Here is a 19,197-nt window from a genome sequence, read left to right on the forward strand (position 1 = left end):
AAAGTTTAACACTAAAACTGTCGCATCTGTCCTATGGGTGACACGTAAAGCCAAGTAACATGGCGATGCGTGAACCAAGGCCGTGGTCGATGCCGTCACGCCTGCGAATATCATAATATCATCAATAATGCACGCCCACCCAAAAGGTGATCGTATCCGTGTGTCCTCTTCATGCTTTGCCCGCAATTGGCAGAGCGATGACGCTTGCCTGAAGGAAATGATAATGAATCCCGTTTTGTATTGGAATGCTATACTTCTGGAATGCTCGCGCCGTGACTTTACGCGCGGCTTCAACAACGCCCAGCAACCCGGTCCCATCCGCACCTCGCGCGCGATGGCGATCGTTCATCTAGCCATCCATGATGCGGTGGCCTTCGCCAGCGGCAATCCGGGCGCTGCATGGCTCAGCAAGAAAGGCATCGCGCACGGCGTTGGCCCTGCCCCCGGCGGTAGCGTGACCGACATCATCGCCGGCGCGGCGGTGGTGACGCTGAAGGCGATGTACCCGCGCTACGGCATCTATATCGACGATTCGACCGGCGCGGTGAACGCGGGACGCTTTGCCTATGGCCAGCAGGTCGGCCAGGCGATCCTAGACGCGCGCGCCGCCGATGGATCTGACATCGACATCGCCACAAACCAGCCAGCCAACCCGGTCTACGGCCAGCATCGCGCCGATCCGTTCCAGCCCGGGCAGAACCGGCTGGGGCCGGTGTGGGGCAATGTCACCCGGTTCACCGGCGCCGCCAACCAGCCGCTCGATCCGTTTCCCGGAAGCGGGCTGGCCGACTATCTCGCCAATCCCGACTACAGGGACGATTTCGACGAGGTCCGCGACTACGGGGCGAAACTGCGCGGCAAGCGCAACGCCGAACAGGAGCGCATCGGGGTCTATTGGGGCTATGACGGCGCGATGAACCTCGGCGTGCCGCCGCGGCTGTACAACCAGGTCGCCCGCCGCGTCGTCGAGCCGCTCGCGCTCAATATCCCGCGTGCCGCCGAGCTGTTCGCGCAGCTCAACGTCGCGATGGCGGATTCGGGCATCGACGCGTGGCACTGGAAGTATTTCTACGACCTTTGGCGCCCGGTGGTCGGGCTGCGCGAGGAAGACGCGACGCGCGGCGGCGATCCGTTCTGGGCTCCCCTGGGCGCACCGCAGACCAATACCGCCGGCCCGATGACGCGGACGCCCAACTTTCCCGCTTATCCTTCGGGCCATGCCACCTTTGGCGCAGCATTGTTCCAGACGCTGCGGTTGGCGCTCAACACCGCGCCGGGCCCGATCACGCTGAAGGACGTGCTCGACGTCGAAACGCACAACAGTGCCCCGATCGCCAAGGAGAGCTTCAGCTTTGTCTCGGACGAGCTCGACGGCATCGCCAGCGATCCCGACGGCTCGACCCGCACCCGCGTGGACAAGGCCTTCGACAATTTCGCCGAGGCGGTGTGGGAAAACTCGGTGAGCCGGATCTATCTGGGCGTGCACTGGCGGTTTGACGGCATCCCGCGGCGCGATGGTGAGAACATCGGTGGCGTGCCGCTGGGGCTCGCGATCGGCAGCGAGGCGCATGACTTCTTCAACACCGCACCGTCGCTGGGCGGGGTTGTGATGCCTTAACTGAGCAGACTTCGTCGGCAGGGTTGCGCCGTCCCACTCGGGCGGTGCAACCCTCTGGTGGACTACTGGCCCCGGATCAGCAGGTTGCGAATCTCGGTCATGTCTTCCATGGCAAAGCGGATGCCCTCACGGCCCAGCCCCGAATCCTTGACCCCGCCATAGGGCATATTGTCGATGCGGAAGCTGGGGACGTCGTTGATCACGACGCCGCCGACATCAAGGTCATCCCAGCAGTCGAACATCTTGAACAGGTCGCGGGTGAACACGCCTGCCTGCAGTCCGAACTTGCTGTTGTTGACCTCGGCCATCGCTGCGCCAAAGTCGGTGAAGCTCGAGAGTACCGCGACCGGGCCGAACGCCTCTTCGGTGACGATCTTGGCTTCGTGCGGCACGTTCTCCAGCAAGGTCGCTTCGAGCATCGCGCCATCGCGCTTGCCGCCGCACAACAATGTGCCGCCCAGCGACACCGCCTCCTGCACCCAGCCATCGAGGCGGGTCGCCTCTTTGACGTGGATCATCGGGCCGATAAAGGTGTCGCGGTCCTTGGGATCGCCCGCGATCAGCGTCTTGGCCTTAGCGACCAGCATGTCGCGGAAGCGATCGTAGACATCGGCGTGGATCAGGATGCGCTGCACCCCGATGCAGCTCTGGCCGGACTGATAGAACGCCCCGAAGATCACGCGCTCCATCGCGTCGTTCAGATTGGCATCAGCATCGATGATCACCGCAGCGTTGCCGCCCAGTTCGAGAACGACCTTTTTCTTGCCGCAGCGCGCCTTCAGGTCCCAGCCCACATCGGGCGATCCAGTGAACGAGAGCAATTTCAGGCGGTCATCAGTGGTGAACAGGTCCGCGCCATCGCGGCTGGCGGGCAGGATCGAGAACGCGCCCTTGGGCAGGTTGGTTTCGGCCAGCACCTCGCCCATGATGATCGCGCCCAGCGGCGTGCGGCTCGCTGGCTTCATCACGAACGGGCAGCCGACCGCGATGGCAGGCGCAATCTTGTGCGCGGCGAGATTGAGCGGGAAGTTGAATGGCGAGATGAACGAGCACGGGCCGATCGGCACGCGCTTCCACATGCCGCGATAGCCCTTGGCGCGCGGGCTGATGTCCATCGTCTGGACCTCGCCGGTCATTCGCACCGATTCTTCCGCCGCAATGCGGAAGGTGTCGATCAGGCGGCTGACCTCGCCTTCGCTATCCTTGATCGGCTTGCCCGCTTCAACGCACAGTGCATAGGCGAGTTCTTCCGAACGCTCCTTGAACCGCGTCACGCAGTGGTTGAGCACCTCCTGCCGCTCATAGCTCGGCATCCGCGCCATCGGCTCTGCTGCCTCGACCGCGCCTGCGATCGCTGCATCGATCGTCGCGGCATCGGCCTGCGCCACACGAAATGCGACCTCGCCGGTGAACTTGTCGGTCACCTCCAGATCGGTGTTCGGCTGCTGCGCCTCGTTGTTGAGATAGAGCGGGTAGACGGATTTGAGGGTGGTCATAACAAGTCCCTTGAATCCCTCTCCCCTTGAAGGGAGAGGGTTGGGAGAGGGGGCCGCCCTCCCCCTTGGCATGAAGCGGGCAGTGGGAAATCCATTCCCCTCTCCCCGGCCCTCTCCCCTGAGTCGCAGACGAGCGAAGCTCAACGGGAGAGGGGGATTTCTGATTAAAGCTCTTTCGCCATCTTCTTGATGTCGATGTTCAAGATCTGGTCGTTCTCCGAATAATCAACCGGGCAATCGATGAGATGCACTCCTGGCGTGTCGCGCGTATGCGCGAGCAGTTCCTTCAGATGCTCGGCGCTTTCGACACGATAGCCGTTGGCGCCATAAGCCTCGGCGTATTTCACGAAATCGGGGTTGCCATAGGTCAGGCCCCAGTCCTGGAAGCCCATGTTCGCCTGCTTCCAGCGGATCATGCCATAGCTGTTGTCGTTGAGGATCAGCACGGTCATGTTGAGCTTCAACCGGACCGCGGTTTCCATCTCCTGGCTGTTCATCATGAACCCTCCATCGCCGCAGATCGCCAGCACCTTGCGGTCGGGATAGACCATCGACGACATCATCGCCGACGGCAGGCCCGCGCCCATCGTGGCGAGCGCATTGTCGAGCAGCACGGTGTTGGGCCGGTACGCGTCATAACCACGCGCAAACCAGATCTTGTAGACGCCGTTGTCGAGGCAGATGATGCCGTCGTCGGGCATCGCGTTGCGGATTTCCTGCACCAGATAGGGCGGGAAGATCGGGAAGCGCGCATCGCCCGACAGCGACTTGGTGTGATCGACCTCGGCCTTGCGGAACGCCAGCATGTGGTCGAACTTCCACCCGCCATTGGGGACGATATCTTCCTTCATCTGCCAGATCGCATTGGCGATATCGCCGATCACCTCGATCTCGGGGAAATACACCGGATCGACCTCGGCGGTCTTGGACGAGATGTGGATCACCGGCGTGCCGCCGGGATGCATGAAGAACGGCGGCTTTTCGATCACGTCATGGCCGATGTTGACGATCAGGTCGGCAGCTTCCACCGCGCGGTGGACGAAATCGCCCGCCGACAGCGCGGCGCAGCCGACGAACTTGGGGTGCCGCTCGTCGATCACGCCCTTGCCCAGCTGGGTGGTCAGGAACGGGATGCCGGTCTTCTCGATGAACTGCAGCAGCATGCGGCTGGTCATCGTGCGGTTAGCCCCTGCCCCGATCACCAGGATCGGCGACTTGGCCTGCTCGAGCGCGGTGACCGCGGCGCGGATCGACTTCTTGTCGGCATTGGGTCGCCGGGTCTGGCTGGGCTTCAGCGGCACCGAATCGGTCTTTTCCTCGGCAATGTCCTCGGGGAACTCGATATGCGTGGCGCCGGGCTTTTCCTCCTCGGCCAGGCGGAACGCCTCGCGGATGCGGCTGGGGATGTTGTCAGCGCTGGCCAGCTGATGGGTGAACTTGGTGATAGGCTTCATCATGCCGACGACATCGAGGATCTGGAACCGGCCCTGCTTGGATTTCTTGATCGGCTTCTGGCCCGTCACCATCAGGATCGGCATGCCGCCCAGCTGGGCATAGGCTGCGGCGGTGACGAAGTTGGTAGCACCGGGGCCCAGGGTGGCCATGCACACGCCGGTCTTGCCGGTGTGGCGTCCATAGGTCGCCGCCATGAAGCCGGCCCCCTGTTCGTGACGGGTGAGGATGAGCTTGATCTTGGTCGACCGGCTGAGCGAATCGAGCATGTCGAGATTTTCCTCGCCGGGAACGCCGAAGATGTACTCGACGCCCTCTTCCTCCAGGCACTGGATGAACAGATCGGATGCTTTGGTCATGAATTAACTCCCCCGGAAACCGAAAATGGCTTGTCGTTGCAATCGTGCGACCGAAAGGATGACCGGGCGGTGCGTTATGCTTGGGCTACCCGGGCGGAATGTGCGATGCGGAAAAACCATGGGCTCCGCCGCCCACGCCCCGTGTGACGCAAGGCATAACCCCAAATATTTGCCGAGTCACCCGCCAAAAGTGCTGTCCCGGAACAGGGCGCGGAACACCTGCTGGTATCGCCTGCACGGCGGCCGGGCGCTGGGCATCCAACACCCTGTCAATGTAGGAATTGGACCAGTATCCTGAAGTATTAACCGATCATAACTTGGCGATTGCGGGGCTGGCGATACAGTATCGGCCGCCCTGCCGGCGTCGTGTTTGCTGTCAAAAGGTCAATGCCCATGGACCGCTCCCCCGTCTTTTCTGCGATCAAGGCCCTGCGCTCCGGCCAGTCCTTCACCCAGGCTGATGTGACCGCAATCGATAGTCTGCTCGATACGCTGGGGATTGCCCGATCGACGGGCACCGCTGCCACCGCAACCAAGATCGGACTGACCGAAGCGGACTTTCAGCAAGTCGCCGCAGCGCTGGGCTGCACCGTCGCGCAGATCCGCGCGGTGTGGGAGGTCGAAAGCGGCGGCGGCTGGTTCAGCGACGTCCGCGGCGACATCCTGGCGCTTGACGGCCCCGGCGGCTTTCTCGACGGGCCGCATCTGCCCAAGATCCTGTTCGAGGCGCACATCTTCAATCGCTATACCGAAGGCAAGTACCGCGCGAGCCACCCCAACCTGTCGAGCGCACGCTGGAACCGGAAGCTCTATGTCGGCGGCCAGGGCGAATACATCCGGTTGTGGAAGGCGATGGCGCTGGATCGCAAGGCGGCGCTGCTATCCGCCTCGGTCGGCGGCGCGCAGATCATGGGGTTCAACCACCAGGCCGCGGGCTTCCCCACGGTCGAGGCGTTCTGGGACGCGATGAAGCAGTCCGAAGCCGCGCATCTCAAGGCCTTCGCCGCGTTCATCACCTCGAAAAAGCTGGTGAGCGCGCTGAGAGCGATCAGCAATGTCGCAGCGGCGTGCATGGCCTTTGCCAAGGGATATAACGGCGCGGGCTTTGCCGCGAACAACTATCATGTGAAGATCGCCGCCGCGCATGCCAAATACAGCTGACGGCGATCTCGATCAGTATCCCAGTGCGAGGTCGACCTCGTTGACCAGCGCCTCGCCGCGCACATAGCGGCCCAGATTGTCCGCAAAAAGGGCCGCCGCCCGCTGGAACATCCGGTTCTGCGCGCGGCCCGAGAGGTGCATCGAGATCTGCACATTGGGGAGAGTCCACAGCTCATGATCGGCCGGTAACGGCTCGGGCGTGGTGACGTCGAGAAACGCGCCCGCGATGCTCTTGCCCTTGAGCGCAGCGATCAGCGCGTCCTGATCGACGCATTCGCCGCGCGCGATGTTGACCAGGATCGCCTCGGGTTTCATCGCGGCGAGCTCGTCGGCACCGATCAGCGCATCGGTTTCGCGCGTGGCAGGCGTCGCGATGACCACCCAGTCATACTCGCCGATCCGCCCGCGCCATTCGTCAGCTCCCAGTATTCCGGCGTCGGGCCGCGCGGTGCGGGCAACCCCGGTTACCTCCACCCCGAAACCCTTCAGCCGCTCGCCGATCGCAGAACCGATCGCACCATAGCCGATGACCAATGCGCGGGTTTCGTAAAGCTCGATCGTCCCGGGCGAGGTCCACAGCCACTCGCGCCTGTCCGCGGCGCGCACGACGTCAGCATAGCCCTTGGCCATGCTGAGCATACCCAGCACCGCGTATTCGGCGACCGCGATGGTGTTGATGCCGACGCCGTTGGTGACCCGGGTGCCGCGCGCGGTCAGCTCCTCGACCGGGAAATGGTCGAGCCCGGCATAGAGGGTGGAAACCCATTTCAACCCGGTGCCCGCCAGCACCACATCGCGCATCGCCTGCTTGTCGTGCATGTCGACCCAGGCGATATCGGCATCGGCCACCTCGACCCTGGCCTCGTCCGCCGAACCGATCCACACCACATCGACGCCATCGGGGATGGCCGGTTCGAGCAATGGTCGTACGAGTGCGGAAATCACGGCCTTGGTCATTGAAAAGCTCCCTGTGCGTCAGGCCCTGTAGGCGAGACAGCCAGCAGCAATAAGCAGCGGCAGGGCAGCAAGGTCAACAAGCGCAATGCTTCGCAGCGATGCAGGCGCTCCGGAAGACCAGAACAACACGAGAAACGAAACCATGCTGACGGCGGCCACCACTGCCGCCAGCCGGCGAACGCCGGGGTCGAAGATCGCCCAGATACAGACGACAACCACGCATGCAAACAATGCCGCGCGGTGCTGGACGAGAAGGAACGCCGGGTCTGCGGGGGCCATTCCGTAAAGCGCCGCCAGCAGGCCCGGCTGGAACAGTGCCGCTGCCGGCAACACGTGGACCGCGCAGATCAGCAGCCAGAGGATCGGTTGGAGCATGTCGGCATTCTAACGAATGCGACCGCATCTGCGATTACGCGAAAGGTAAACGTCAACAAATCTCTAGACCTCGATCCGCCACTCCCAGCCCAGCGGATCGCCGTCCATCACCTCGACCCCTGCGGCTGTCAGGTCGTCGCGGATCGCGTCGGATGCGGCGAAGTTCTTGTCCGCGCGCGCATCCTTGCGCAGCTTGAGCATGTGCTCGATGCGCGCCTCATCGATCTCGATCGCCACCGGGCGGAGGCGCAGCGCCGAACGCTCGAGTGCCATCAGGTCGAGCCCCAGCACCGCATCCATCGCCTCGATCGCTGCGAGCCGCTGGCCCGCATCGATCTTCTTTTGCGCCAGAGCCTCGTCCAGCACGGTCAGCGCCTTGGCGGTGTTGAGATCGTCTGACACCGCAGCATCGAAATCTCCCAGCAGCTGCAACAGTCGCGGGTGATCAACGCTCTGCGCCGCGCTCGCGCCGGAGCGCAATGCCGCCACTGCCATCACCAGCCGCTTCAGCCGCGTCAGCGCCGCGAGCAGATTGTCCCAGCTGAACTCGAGCTCGCTGCGATAGTGCGCCTGCAGGCACATCAGCCGATAGGCGAGCGGGTGAAACCCCTTGTCGATGAGCAGCTGCAGCCGGAGGAACTCACCGCTCGATTTCGACATCTTGCCGGTGCGGTCGATCAGGAAGTTGTTGTGCATCCAGATCTTGGCGCCAGAGTTTCGCGGATCATCCAGGCCGTTCGTGCAGCAGAATGCCTGATTCTGGGCGATTTCATTGGGATGATGAATCTCGCGGTGGTCGATGCCGCCTGTATGGATGTCGAAGGGGAAGCCGAGCAGCTTTTCTCCCATCACCGAGCACTCCAGGTGCCAGCCTGGCGCGCCCCGACCCCAAGGCGAATCCCATTCCATCTGCCTTGTCTCTCCGGGCGGAGTCTTGCGCCAGATCGCGAAGTCGGCGGGGTTGCGCTTGCCTTCCACGCTCTCGATCCGGCCCTCACCGTCCTCGGTCACCGCGCGCGCCAGGCGGCCATAATCGGCCACGGTCGACACATCGAAATAGAGCCCGCTGTCCAGCTCATAGCAGTGCTTGTCGGCCATCGACTTGCCCCACTCGATCATCGCCCCGACATATTCGGTCGCGCGCGGGTGCTGCTTGGGCTGGACATTCAGGCGAGCCAGATCGCGCTCGAAATCCTCCTGATAGAAGCGCGCAATATCCCACGCAGACTTGCCCTCGCGCGCAGCCATGCGTTCCATCTTGTCCTCGCCCTCGTCGGCGTCGGACGTCAGATGGCCAACATCGGTGATGTTGATGACATGGGTGAGCTTGTAGCCCTTCCACTGCAACGTGCGTCCCAGCGTATCGGCAAAGACATAGGCCCGCATGTTGCCGATATGCTGGTAATTGTAGACCGTCGGCCCGCAGCTGTAGACGCGAGCCTCGCCGACATGAACGGGCGTGAAGGGCTCGACCGCGCGCGTCAGGCTGTTGAACAGCATCAGCGGTGCGGCTTGGGGATCGGATGCAGGCTGGGTCATGATGCGGCAACCCTTGCCTGCAAACCGCGCGGGCCGTCAAGCACCATGGCGCAGACACAAAAACCCCGCCCGCGCCGGTCGCAGCGGCACGGGCGGGGGATAAAATCGCGGTTGGTTCAGCGATCGCCTGCGGGGCTGACCTCCTGCTCGACGGCGGCCATCGTCTCGACCAGCAGACCGAGCTGGTTCTCGCAGCCATTCTCGATCAGCGTGCCGGCCAGTTCGTCGACCTCTGCCGGAACGCTGGGCAGCACCACCAGGTCGATCTTCCTGGCCGCGCCATCAGGTCCGGTCAGCGTGTAGCTGCTGCCGCTGACCACAGGCACTTCGGCAAAGGGCCAGACGCGGTTGCCCGATCCCTTCTTCCACAGCAGATCGGCCTTGGCGCCGCTGGCGTTGGCGAGCTTGAGGTTCACGTCGTCGGCGACGCTGGCGCGCCAGAACAGCAGGCGGTTGGGCTCGGCCACGCAGAACTTGCCCGACTGGCTGGCATCGATGAACCACAGATTGGGGCTGCGGGGTGCTGAAGGCTTGGCTGCGGACGGCGCACCGCGCACGGCTCCGGTCCGGGTCCGGCTGGCACCGCCGCTGGTCGAAAGCAGGCTAGCGATCTGCGTGCTCTGCGTCTGGTCGCGCTTGACCGCGCCATCGAGCGTGAAGGTACCGGGGCCCGAAAGGACGCGGGTGCCGGCCTTGTCGAGCACGGTCACACGGTCGCTGGCCTTCAGCACCACCTTGGTGTTGGCGGGCAGCTTCTTGCCGGCCGGATATTGCGCAGCGGAAGGCCCCGCCGATCGCACCACCATGGACTGGGCCATCGCGGTACCGCTGACGGCAACCCCCAGGCCTAAAACTGCACCCAACGCAAGCGCCCGGTGAAGTACGGACTTCCTATCAACCGAGAACATAGCTTTCTCCTTTTTGTGTCTGACCAAGTCGCTTGAACAGATTCGCGATGGCCTCTTCCTGCCCCATTTCCTGCAGCTGTGATGTGAGTTGAACCACAGCGTCTGAATCTCCCGCCTCGTGCGCAGTCACGAGTTGAGCGATTTGGGTACGTTCACCTGCCGGCATGTCCGGCGCGGGTTCGAAAATATCCACGGGCTTGGCGCGCCCTCTTAGCACGATCCGGCCCATCGGACGATACCAGTCTAGCCCCGAGCGCTCCGCCGCCTCGCGGCTGACCAGCACGCGGGTGTCGAGGTTCTTGTTCGCCGCCTCGAGCCGCGCGGCGGTATTCATGCTGTCACCGAACGCCGTGTATTGAATGCGCCCCTCGCCGCCGAAGTTGCCGACGATCGCTTCACCGAAATGCACGCCGACGCGGGTGCGACCGATCGGCGGGACGCCTTCGGGCGCGCTGCGGCGGAACTCCTCGCCAGCCTCGTACATCGCCCAGGCCGCTCGCACCGCGCGCTCACCGTCGTCGGGAAAGCTGATTGGCGCGCCCCAGAAGGCGACCACCGCATCGCCCACGAACTTGTCGAGCGTGCCGCCATATTGCAGCACCACGTCGGCGAGCTTGTCGAGATAGTTGTTGAGCAGGAACGCCACCATCTCCGGCTCGATCGCGTGGGTCAGCTTGGTAAAGCCCTCCAGATCGGTGAATACGCAGAAGATCTCGCGCTTCTCGCCGTGCAGCGCGAGCTTGTCGGGGTCCTTGAGGATTTCCGCCGCGACCGAGCGGGGCAGGTACTTGCCCAGCGCGTTCTGCGCGAACGCGCGCTGCTTGGACCCAACCACGCGTGCGGCGGCACCCACCGAGGTATAGGCGAGCAGCCATCCGGTCGCCCAGCCGAAGCTTGGCAGGTCTAATGTATCGAACCCCTGATATTGCAGAATGAACGGCACGGTGATGAAGAACAGGATCTGCGATCCGAGCAGCAGTCCCATGATCCAGGCACGCGCCTGGCTGATCGCGGTGGCGCAGCCGGCCAGCACCACGACCAAAGCGATCACCCAGAGCGACCAGCCGGGGAATGAGAACGGCTGATCGTTGTCGAGAAGCTGGGACATCATGTGCGCATGGACTTCGAGCCCGATCATCTGCGAATCGCCGGTGACGACATCGCCGATGCGGGTGAGCGGGGTATCGAACTTGTCGAAATCAACGAAATCCCCGCCGATCAGCACATGCTTGCCCTTGACCTCGCTGGCGACGAACTCGGCGCTTTCAGGGTCGGCAAACAGGTCGATCGGCAGCTTGTTGATCACCGGGCGGTCCGACGACAGCGGGAGGCGGAAGCGGATCGCACCGCGATAGTCGGCGAACGCTGCGTTGGGCGGGGTCATCGCACGCACCATGATCGGCGGCAGGTTCTTCGGCTGGTCGGGCCAGCGCCGCGCGACACCATCCGGATCGGTCAGCAGCCGGATGCTGGTGGGCACCGTCTTGGCGGTAGTGATGTCCTTGAGGAACTGCTCGAGAAACTCCTGCTGGCGGAACTGGATCGCCTCGGTGTTGGTCTCGTTGGATGCATAAGCGACGTGCGTGGGGGTCTGCATCGATCGGAATGCGGTCTTGAGCGCCTCGTCATCGTCCTGCGGCTGATCGAACAGAATATCGATGCCGATCGATTTTGCCCCCATCCTGTCGATGTTGGTCAGCGCATTGGCAAGGATGGTGCGGTCGACCGGAGATCGCTGGCCGGTGTCGATCAGCGTGTCGTCGGTATAGACCACCATCAGGATGCGCGGGTCCTGATCGACCTTTTTGGCGAAATTGGCCGCGCGCATGTCGTACATCGCGTTTTCGGCATCGCCGAGCAGCGGCATCGTGGGGCTGTAACGCGCCACCGCGAGCGCGAACACCAGAAAGCCCAGGGTCGCGAGCATCCGCACGAGCCCCAGCTGGCGAATGAGCCGGTTTGCCGAACGGCCAACCTCATCGCGGCTGCTGGGGGCCGAAGCGGTGTCTGGTTTCAGCGCCATGATCTCAGCTGCCGCCCCCCGGCGCGTTCATGTCCATGCTTGCCCAGGCGCTGGAGCACGCGGCAACGCGGCCGGATGGCGCCCCGCACGCAGGCACCGTGGCCGCTGCGTCCGCTCGTGTGTCACCTGTCTGGCCGTCGCACATTGTCACACCCCATTTGCCTCGATCCCTGAGGATGCGGCGGCAAATCCTGATTTCGGCGCGACCCGGTCTGGATTCGTTTGGGGATGCTATAATCCCCCCGATGCGGCGTGACCAGTTGCCGCATCGGAATGATGGCAGATTATACAGCGCCCGATGAACCTTGGATGTCGCTGCCCCCGACCCGCTTTAGAAACCGCGAAAGTCTATGGCCTCGGACAGGTCGACGCGCGGAACCGCAAAATTGTTGATCGGTGCATCGGGGTCGCGATAGCCCACCGCCATGCCGGTGAAGAAGATGAACTCGTCGCCGATGCCCAGCAGCTCGCGCATGTAGCTGCCGTACATCGCCCAGATTTCCTGCGGGCAACTGTCGAGCCCCGCCTCGCGCAGCAGCAGCATCACCGTCTGCAGCCACATGCCCATGTCCGACCATTGCGGCGGCCCCATATAGGTGCGGCAATAAGTGAAGATCTGCACCGGGGCACCGAAGCTGTCCCAGTTCTTGGCCATCTGCGCGATACGACCTGCGCCATCCTCGCGCGCGAGCCCCAGCGCGTCGAACATCCGCTTGCCGACCAGCCGCCTCTGCTCCTCGTAGCGACCCTCGAGGCCCTTGGGGTAGATGTCGTACTCCATCCCCGCACCCATCGGCTCGCTCGCGGCCTTCGCCTTGATCTTGGCGGTCAGATCGGCCAGCGGCTCGCCGGTCAGCACGATGACATGCCATGGCTGGGTATTGCCCCCCGAGGGCGCGCGCTGCGCCTTGGTCAGGATATCCTGCAGCATGTCGAGCGGAACCGCATCGGGCCGGAACTGGCGCACGGACCGACGGGTGGCAACGGCTTCGGATACGTTCAAGGCAGATCTCCGGATCAGGGTTCGCGATTTAATCGCTTGGTTAAGCTGGGCGCTGACCTTTGGCAAGTCTGCCCTAGCGCCGCGCCAGCCCGCATCACTCGTCGTCGAACAGCCCCGCCAGTTGCTCGACCATCGTGCCGCCCAGTTGTTCGGCATCCATGATCGTCACCGCGCGCTTGTAATAGCGGGTGACGTCGTGGCCGATGCCGATGGCGATCAACTGCACCGGCGACATCTTCTCGATCCAGTCGATGACCTTGCGCAGATGCTGTTCGAGATAGGCGCCGTGGTTCACCGACAGCGTCGAATCATCGACCGGCGCGCCATCCGAAATTACCATCAGGATGCGGCGTTCCTCGTGGCGGGCGAGCAGACGGTTGTGCGCCCAAAGCAGCGCCTCGCCGTCGATATTCTCCTTGAGCAGCCCTTCGCGCATCATCAGGCCCAAATTCTTGCGCGCACGCCGCCAGGGCTCGTCGGCCTTCTTGTAGACGATGTGGCGAAGGTCGTTGAGGCGTCCGGGAAGCTGCGGGCGGCCCTGCGCCAGCCAGTCCTCGCGGCACTGGCCACCCTTCCAGGCCTTAGTGGTGAAGCCCAGAATCTCGGTCTTGACCCCGCAGCGTTCCAGCGTGCGCGCCATGATGTCCGCGCTGATCGCCGCGATGCTGATCGGGCGACCGCGCATCGATCCGGAATTGTCGATCAGCAGCGTGACCACCGTATCGCGGAAGTCGGTTTCGCGCTCGATCTTGTACGACAGCGAATGCCCCGGCGCGACGACGATGCGCGCCAGACGCGCCGCATCGAGCATCCCTTCTTCCTGGTCGAAATCCCAGCTGCGGCTCTGCTGCGCCATCAACCGGCGCTGCAGACGGTTGGCGAGCTTGGTCACCGCGCCCTGCAGATGCGCGAGCTGCTGGTCGAGATAGGCGCGCAGCCGCAGCAGTTCGTCCTCGTCGCACAGGTCGGTGGCCTCGACCACCTCGTCAAAGCGGGTGGACCAGGCCTTGTATTCGAAATCGGAAGGAAGATCGGTCCAGGGGCGGTTGGGCCGCGTCGGCATCATGCCATCATCGCCCATCTCGCCGGGGTCGCCGTCGTCGCCCTGCTCCATCTCGCCTTCGGTTTCGGACTGGTCGCCGTCCTCGTTCTCGCCGGTCTGCTCCTCGCCGCGCGCCTCGGTCTGGCCCTGATCGGACCCTTCCTGCTCGCCGTCCTGGTCCTCGGGTTCGCCCTCTTCGGACGAATCGTCATCGTCGCCGTCGTCCTGGCTGTCCTCCTCGTCCATCTGGCCCTCGGTGAGGTCGAGATGTTCGAGCAGCCGGGTGGCAAGCGCAGCAAACGCCGCCTGATCGTCGAGCGACAGCGCAAGATTGTCGATATCCTCGCCACCCTTGCTCTCGATCCAGTCGCGCACCAGATCGACCCCGGCAACGGTCCCTGCGGGCATCGGCTTGCCGGTCAGCCGTTCGCGCACGATCAGCCCCAGAGCGGTCGATAGCGGCACCTCGTCAACCTTGGTCGCGCGCGCGATCGGGTCCGAGCGCATGCGCATGTCGAGCGCGGCATCCAGATTGGCCCCCAGCCCACTCATCGCGCGGCTGCCCAGCGCCTCGATCCGCACCTGCTCGACCGCATCGAATGCAGCGCGGGCAACCGCCTCCTTGGGCGCATTGGCGTTGTGCTGGGCGGGGTTGTGATGCTTCAGCCGCAGCGCGTAGAGGTCTGCAAAACCGCGCGCCTCGGCGACCTGATCTGCGGGCAGCTTGCGCCCCGGCATCGGCACACGCAGCTTGGTGCCAGATTGCGACGGCGGATCCGCGGTGAACGCCACCTCGACCTCAGGTTGATGCGCGATGGCGCGCGCGGTTCCGGCGAGAACGTTCTTCAGGTCATCAAGTGGCGTGCGGTTGGTCATGCGCTATCGCTGAACACCCGGACCTGCGATGTCAAGCAGCCTGCCGATACGGGGCAGCTATTGCCCGGGCGGAGCAGGAGGCTCGGGCCTGCGCCGCTCGACCTGCGCGCCGTTGCCATCGACGGTGACCGCAACCGGCGCGCCGCCGACATCGCCCGAAATCGTCAGGCCATCGGGGGTGACGCGCACATTCGCGCCGCCGACCTGCGCCTCGATCTCGCCTTCGATGATCGGATCTATCGCGGGGTCGGGGTCTACCTCCTCGGGCGGCGCCACCGGTGCGGCACGGCGCCGCGGAACGGCGCCGCGCACCGCCTCGCCCATGAACTGGCGCCAGATCCGCGCGGGCAGACCGCCGCCGCGGATCCCGCTCATCGGGCTGTTGTCGTCGTTTCCGATCCACACACCCACAACCAGATCTCCGGCATAGCCGACGAACAGCGCATCGCGATTGTCCTGGCTGGTCCCGGTCTTGCCGAAATTGGGGATGTTGAGACTGGCCGCACGGCCGGTGCCGCGATTGACCGCGGCGCGCAGCATGTCCTGCATCTGCTCGTGCACCCGTGACGAATAGCTGTCCGGGCCATCGACCAGCCATTCGAACCAGCCCTGCTCCTCGCGCTTGAAGGCGTGCGGTTCGACCGGCCAGCTGTTGCCCGCAACCCCGGCAAAGGCCGCGGTCAGCTCGATCAGGCTGGCGCTGGCGCTGCCCAGCGCCAGGCTGGGATCGCCTTCGGTGAACGGCCCCTTGAGCCCCAGCTTGGTCGCCTGTTCGATCACCTTTTCGCTGCCCACTTGCTGGAACAATCGGACCGCTGCGACATTGCTCGAGTGCACGAACGCCTCTTCCAGGCTGATCACACCGCGATAGCGGTCGCCAGCGTTGCGCGGGCGATAGGTGCCGGTGGTGATCGGGCTGTCATCGACGACCGAGCTTGGCTCCATCCCCGCTTCGAGCGCGGCGAGCCAGACGAACAGCTTGAAGGTCGATCCCGGCTGGCGTCGCGCCTGGGTGGCACGGTTGAAGGGCGACTGCGCATGGCTCTTGCCACCGACCATGGCGACGACCTCGCCATTGGGGCGCATTGCCACCAGCGCCACCTGCGCCTTGCCCAGTCCCGCCCGCGCGACGATCCGCTCGGCTGCACGCTGCAGCCGCGAATCCAGCGTCGTGGTGAGCTCGAGCCTGGCATGCGACATCTCGGTCAGCGCGCGCGCCTGCGGCATCGCCCAATCGGCAAAATAGGTGCCGTTGGCAAGCTTGGGCCGTTCGTGCACATCCAGCCGCGGCTGGGGCAGCGCATCGGCCTGTTCCCGCGTCATGAACCCTGCGTTGACCATCGCGGTGCGCACCATGTCGGCGCGGCGGCTGGCCCCCTTCCAGTTGCGCGTCGGCGCAAAGCGCGACGGCGCCTGAACCAGCCCGGCGAGCAGGATCGCCTGTTCGGGTTTCAACCGCTCGGGCTGGCGATCAAAATAGTGCAGCGAGGCCGCGCGCAGCCCGTACACGTTGTCGCCGAAATAAGCGTTGGAGAGGTATCGCCCCAGGATCTCATCCTTGGTCAGCCAGGCTTCCAGCCAGAACGCGATCAGCATCTCGCGCAGCTTGCGGGTCAGGCTGCGTTCTGGGGTGAGGAAGCTGATCTTGGCGAGTTGCTGAGTGATCGTGCTACCGCCCTGGGTACCGCTCGATCCCGAGACGTTGGCCCACAGCGCCCGCGCAAGACCGCGCGGATCGATCCCCCAATGGCTGTAGAACCGCCGGTCCTCGATCGCGAGAAACGCCTGCACGACATGCTCCGGCAAGCGCTCGACCACGACAGGCTCTTCGACCACCGCCCCGCTGCGCGCGATCGGCGTACCATCGGCGGCGAGCAAAGTGATTTCCGGCGGCGCGATCGGCTGCAGCGATTTGGACAACGGCGCGGTGATCGCCAGCCAGGCGAGCAAGATCAGGAACAGGACAAAGACTGCCGCGAGGATGCGCTTGGCCCACCACCAGCGGTTGCGCGGCGGCTTGATGGGCTCTGGCGCTACCGACCTTACGTCCGCAGGATCGAGCCACGGATTGCGCGCCTCGCCCAACCCCGGCGGCGGCCACGGGGCATCAACGGCGGAAACTCCGCCGCCACCAAAACGCCCCGATCCGAATCGCAATTTCTTGAACACAGCGGTGTATTATATCAATATGACAGCAAGCGCGAGAGGGTTGCGGTTGATCAAAGCCCTCCCCCTCGATGGGAGAGAGTTGCGTGGGGGTGCGCTCTCCGGATTGCGCTTTCGATCGCCATCAACACGCAATCCTCGGCTGTCAGCCCTCAGCAACCGCGCAAATTACCCCTTGCCGATAATGCTCTCGGGCAGGTCCTCGCCGAACACGCGCTGGTAATATTCCGCGACCAGCATCCGCTCGGCTTCGTCGCACTTGTTGAGAAACGACAGCCGGAAGGCGAAACCGATGTTGTGGAAGATCGCGGCGTTCTGTGCCCAGCTGATCACGGTACGCGGGCTCATCACGGTCGAAATATCGCCGTTGATGAAACCCTGGCGGGTGAGATCGGCCACCTTGACCATGTTCTTGACCACCTTGGGGTCGGTCTCGCCAACCTTAGCGAGCACCACCTTGGCTTCGGTCTCGGCGGGCAGATAGTTGAGCGTGCACACGATGTTCCAGCGGTCCATCTGGCCCTGGTTGATCTGCTGCGTGCCGTGATACAGCCCGCTGGTATCGCCCAGGCCCACGGTGTTCGCAGTAGCGAACAGGCGGAAATAGGGGTTGGGACGGATCACGCGGTTCTGGTCGAGCAGGGTCAGCTTGCCCTCGGTCTCGAGCACGCGCTGGATCACGAACATCACATCGGGACGGCCCGCGTCATATTCGTCGAACACCAGTGCGGTCGGGGTCTGCAGCGCCCATGGCAGCAGGCCTTCGCGGAATTCGGTGACCTGCTTGCCGTCGCGCAGCACGATGGCATCGCGGCCCACCAGATCGATACGGCTGATATGTGCATCCAGATTGATGCGGATGCACGGCCAGTTGAGGCGCGCGGCGATCTGTTCGATGTGTGTCGACTTGCCCGTGCCGTGATAGCCCTGCACCATCACGCGGCGGTTGTGGGCAAAGCCTGCAAGCACCGCCAGCGTGGTTTCCGGGTCGAACACATAGGACGGATCGAGATCGGGGACGCGCTCGTCGGCCTCGCTGAACGCGGGCACTTCCATGTCGATGTCGACGCCGAACACGTCGCGCGCCTTCACCATCCGGTCGGGCGCATCGAGCAGGGTGCCGTCACGGCTGTCAGGCTGGGTATTGGAAATGTCTGTCATGTGGGTGTCCGCTGTTAATCGGTCGCTTAAGGGAGCTGCAATGCCCGATGGCACGATCAGGTGAAAGCAGCAAGTTTGCGCAAGTGCGTATAGGCGGCGATGACCTCCTGCAAGGCTTTCTCGTGGGTGCGGTCGCCGCCGTTACGGTCCGGGTGGTAGGCGCGCACCAGCTTCGAATAGGCCTGGCGAATCGTCGTCCGGTTGGCGTCCGCGCTCAGCCCCAATGTCTTGAGCGCGCTGCGGTCTGCGACGCTCAGGCCGCGCTGGGCTGTAGCGCGATCATTGGCCTGGGCCGCCGCCCGATCCTTGATGTTCTGGCGGAAGCGCGCACCAATGGCGTCGAGCGGATCGGAAAAGTCGCCCCAGCGCGGCGCCTGGCCCGCGCCTGCGGCAAAGGCGCGCGTTTCGCGGTCCCAGCCTGAGGTCGGCCGCTGCGCCTCGTAGATCTCCTCGGCGCTCATCCCGGAGAAGAAGTTGTAGCGCTCGTTGAATTCGCGAATGTGTTCGAGGCAGAACCAGCGGTAGCGGCCCGGGCCGTCGAAGCGCGATCCATGCGCGCGGTTTTCGTCCGGCGGCGCGCGGAATTCGCCATCTTCGGGGCACTCGGCCCAGTCGCAGCGGTGCCCGGTGCCTTCGATCCGGCCATGGAACCGCGCACGACGCCGCGCGCTGCCTTCCTTTTCCGATCCGTCCCTTTCCGCCAAAACCCCGACCATCCCTTGCCATTACGCGCCTCGCATTGCAGCGAAGAGCGGCTTATATAGGGTGGCATGGACATGAAAACCAAGGGGCCGATGGCCAGCGAAATCGAAAACCGGCTGACCGCGGCCCTGTCGCCGATCCAGCTGGACGTGATCAACGACAGCGCCAAGCACAGCGGCCATATGGGCGATGACGGCAGCGGCGAATCGCACTTCACGGTGGTGATCGAAAGCGCGGCGTTTACCGGCAAATCGCGGCTGGAGCGCCAGCGGATGGTCAACGCAGCGCTCGGCGACCTGCCGGGGCAGAAGGTGCACGCAATGGCGATCAAGGCGCGCGCGCCGGGGGAATAACGCTGG

The 19,197-nt window shown here is 64.1% G+C and carries 15 protein-coding genes; 3 read left to right on the forward strand and 12 right to left on the reverse strand.

What is annotated here, in order from left to right:
• Positions 1 to 223: 223 nt before the first annotated feature.
• Complete coding sequence (locus B5J99_RS16540; protein ID WP_162892636.1) at positions 224 to 1,618, forward strand: vanadium-dependent haloperoxidase; 1,395 nt, start codon at positions 224 to 226, stop codon at positions 1,616 to 1,618.
• Between the two features lie 62 nt (positions 1,619 to 1,680).
• On the opposite strand, the gene B5J99_RS16545 is transcribed toward B5J99_RS16540, so the two are convergent.
• Together B5J99_RS16545 and B5J99_RS16550 are read right to left on the reverse strand one after the other, a co-directional pair.
• On the reverse strand, positions 1,681 to 3,114 hold the full coding sequence (locus B5J99_RS16545) for an aldehyde dehydrogenase family protein (protein WP_117353023.1): 1,434 nt from the start codon (positions 3,112 to 3,114) through the stop codon (positions 1,681 to 1,683).
• A 164-nt stretch (positions 3,115 to 3,278) separates the two neighbouring features.
• Positions 3,279 to 4,925 (reverse strand): acetolactate synthase large subunit, encoded by a 1,647-nt coding sequence (locus tag B5J99_RS16550; RefSeq protein ID WP_054134593.1) that lies wholly within the window; start codon positions 4,923 to 4,925, stop codon positions 3,279 to 3,281.
• 393 nt (positions 4,926 to 5,318) lie between these two features.
• Between B5J99_RS16550 and B5J99_RS16555 the strand changes: the two genes are divergently transcribed.
• Positions 5,319 to 6,086: an N-acetylmuramidase family protein gene (locus B5J99_RS16555; RefSeq protein ID WP_117353024.1), complete on the forward strand. Its 768-nt coding sequence runs from the start codon at positions 5,319 to 5,321 to the stop codon at positions 6,084 to 6,086.
• Positions 6,087 to 6,098: 12 nt separating this feature from the next.
• Here the strand turns inward: B5J99_RS16555 and B5J99_RS16560 are convergent, their stop codons facing one another.
• The 10 genes from B5J99_RS16560 to B5J99_RS16605 all read right to left on the reverse strand — a co-directional run bounded on the left by B5J99_RS16560 (position 6,099) and on the right by B5J99_RS16605 (position 18,852).
• Positions 6,099 to 7,043 (reverse strand): D-2-hydroxyacid dehydrogenase, encoded by a 945-nt coding sequence (locus tag B5J99_RS16560; RefSeq protein ID WP_117353025.1) that lies wholly within the window; start codon positions 7,041 to 7,043, stop codon positions 6,099 to 6,101.
• Positions 7,044 to 7,061: 18 nt separating this feature from the next.
• Entirely contained in the window at positions 7,062 to 7,418 is a 357-nt protein-coding gene (locus B5J99_RS16565; protein WP_069050250.1) for a hypothetical protein, read from the reverse strand.
• 63 nt (positions 7,419 to 7,481) lie between these two features.
• Positions 7,482 to 8,957: a cysteine--tRNA ligase gene (cysS, locus tag B5J99_RS16570; RefSeq protein ID WP_117353026.1), complete on the reverse strand. Its 1,476-nt coding sequence runs from the start codon at positions 8,955 to 8,957 to the stop codon at positions 7,482 to 7,484.
• Positions 8,958 to 9,073: 116 nt separating this feature from the next.
• Positions 9,074 to 9,775, reverse strand: a complete 702-nt coding sequence (locus B5J99_RS16575; protein ID WP_150126237.1) for a hypothetical protein — start codon at positions 9,773 to 9,775, stop codon at positions 9,074 to 9,076.
• 76 nt (positions 9,776 to 9,851) lie between these two features.
• A complete protein-coding gene (locus tag B5J99_RS16580; RefSeq protein WP_069050253.1) occupies positions 9,852 to 11,888 on the reverse strand; it encodes an adenylate/guanylate cyclase domain-containing protein in 2,037 nt (678 codons plus the stop codon).
• Between the two features lie 331 nt (positions 11,889 to 12,219).
• Positions 12,220 to 12,891: a nitroreductase gene (locus B5J99_RS16585; RefSeq protein WP_117353027.1), complete on the reverse strand. Its 672-nt coding sequence runs from the start codon at positions 12,889 to 12,891 to the stop codon at positions 12,220 to 12,222.
• A 94-nt stretch (positions 12,892 to 12,985) separates the two neighbouring features.
• Positions 12,986 to 14,809, reverse strand: a complete 1,824-nt coding sequence (gene cobT, locus B5J99_RS16590; protein WP_054134601.1) for a cobaltochelatase subunit CobT — start codon at positions 14,807 to 14,809, stop codon at positions 12,986 to 12,988.
• A gap of 57 nt (positions 14,810 to 14,866) precedes the next feature.
• Complete coding sequence (locus tag B5J99_RS16595) at positions 14,867 to 16,978, reverse strand: transglycosylase domain-containing protein (protein WP_245991664.1); 2,112 nt, start codon at positions 16,976 to 16,978, stop codon at positions 14,867 to 14,869.
• Positions 16,979 to 17,143: 165 nt separating this feature from the next.
• Positions 17,144 to 18,136, reverse strand: coding sequence for a cobaltochelatase subunit CobS (gene cobS, locus B5J99_RS16600; protein ID WP_054134602.1), 993 nt, complete (start codon positions 18,134 to 18,136; stop codon positions 17,144 to 17,146).
• A gap of 56 nt (positions 18,137 to 18,192) precedes the next feature.
• A complete protein-coding gene (locus B5J99_RS16605; RefSeq protein WP_117353028.1) occupies positions 18,193 to 18,852 on the reverse strand; it encodes a J domain-containing protein in 660 nt (219 codons plus the stop codon).
• Positions 18,853 to 18,906: 54 nt separating this feature from the next.
• Here B5J99_RS16605 and B5J99_RS16610 point away from each other — a divergent pair, with 54 nt between their 5' ends.
• Complete coding sequence (locus B5J99_RS16610; protein WP_117353029.1) at positions 18,907 to 19,191, forward strand: BolA family protein; 285 nt, start codon at positions 18,907 to 18,909, stop codon at positions 19,189 to 19,191.
• Positions 19,192 to 19,197 lie beyond the last annotated feature (6 nt).

The sequence above is a fragment of the Blastomonas fulva genome (assembly GCF_003431825.1).
GTDB lineage: Bacteria > Pseudomonadota > Alphaproteobacteria > Sphingomonadales > Sphingomonadaceae > Blastomonas > Blastomonas fulva.

Bases quoted from the DNA above. Each gene is read 5' to 3' on its own strand.
- B5J99_RS16540 (WP_162892636.1), top strand. From the start codon at position 224: ATGAATCCCGTTTTGTATTGGAATGCTATACTTCTGGAATGCTCGCGC.
- B5J99_RS16545 (WP_117353023.1), bottom strand. From the start codon at position 3,114: ATGACCACCCTCAAATCCGTCTACCCGCTCTATCTCAACAACGAGGCG.
- B5J99_RS16550 (WP_054134593.1), bottom strand. From the start codon at position 4,925: ATGACCAAAGCATCCGATCTGTTCATCCAGTGCCTGGAGGAAGAGGGC.
- B5J99_RS16555 (WP_117353024.1), top strand. From the start codon at position 5,319: ATGGACCGCTCCCCCGTCTTTTCTGCGATCAAGGCCCTGCGCTCCGGC.
- B5J99_RS16560 (WP_117353025.1), bottom strand. From the start codon at position 7,043: ATGACCAAGGCCGTGATTTCCGCACTCGTACGACCATTGCTCGAACCG.
- B5J99_RS16565 (WP_069050250.1), bottom strand. From the start codon at position 7,418: ATGCTCCAACCGATCCTCTGGCTGCTGATCTGCGCGGTCCACGTGTTG.
- cysS (WP_117353026.1), bottom strand. From the start codon at position 8,957: ATGACCCAGCCTGCATCCGATCCCCAAGCCGCACCGCTGATGCTGTTC.
- B5J99_RS16575 (WP_150126237.1), bottom strand. From the start codon at position 9,775: ATGGCCCAGTCCATGGTGGTGCGATCGGCGGGGCCTTCCGCTGCGCAA.
- B5J99_RS16580 (WP_069050253.1), bottom strand. From the start codon at position 11,888: ATGGCGCTGAAACCAGACACCGCTTCGGCCCCCAGCAGCCGCGATGAG.
- cobT (WP_054134601.1), bottom strand. From the start codon at position 14,809: ATGACCAACCGCACGCCACTTGATGACCTGAAGAACGTTCTCGCCGGA.
- cobS (WP_054134602.1), bottom strand. From the start codon at position 18,136: ATGACAGACATTTCCAATACCCAGCCTGACAGCCGTGACGGCACCCTG.
- B5J99_RS16605 (WP_117353028.1), bottom strand. From the start codon at position 18,852: ATGGTCGGGGTTTTGGCGGAAAGGGACGGATCGGAAAAGGAAGGCAGC.
- B5J99_RS16610 (WP_117353029.1), top strand. From the start codon at position 18,907: ATGGACATGAAAACCAAGGGGCCGATGGCCAGCGAAATCGAAAACCGG.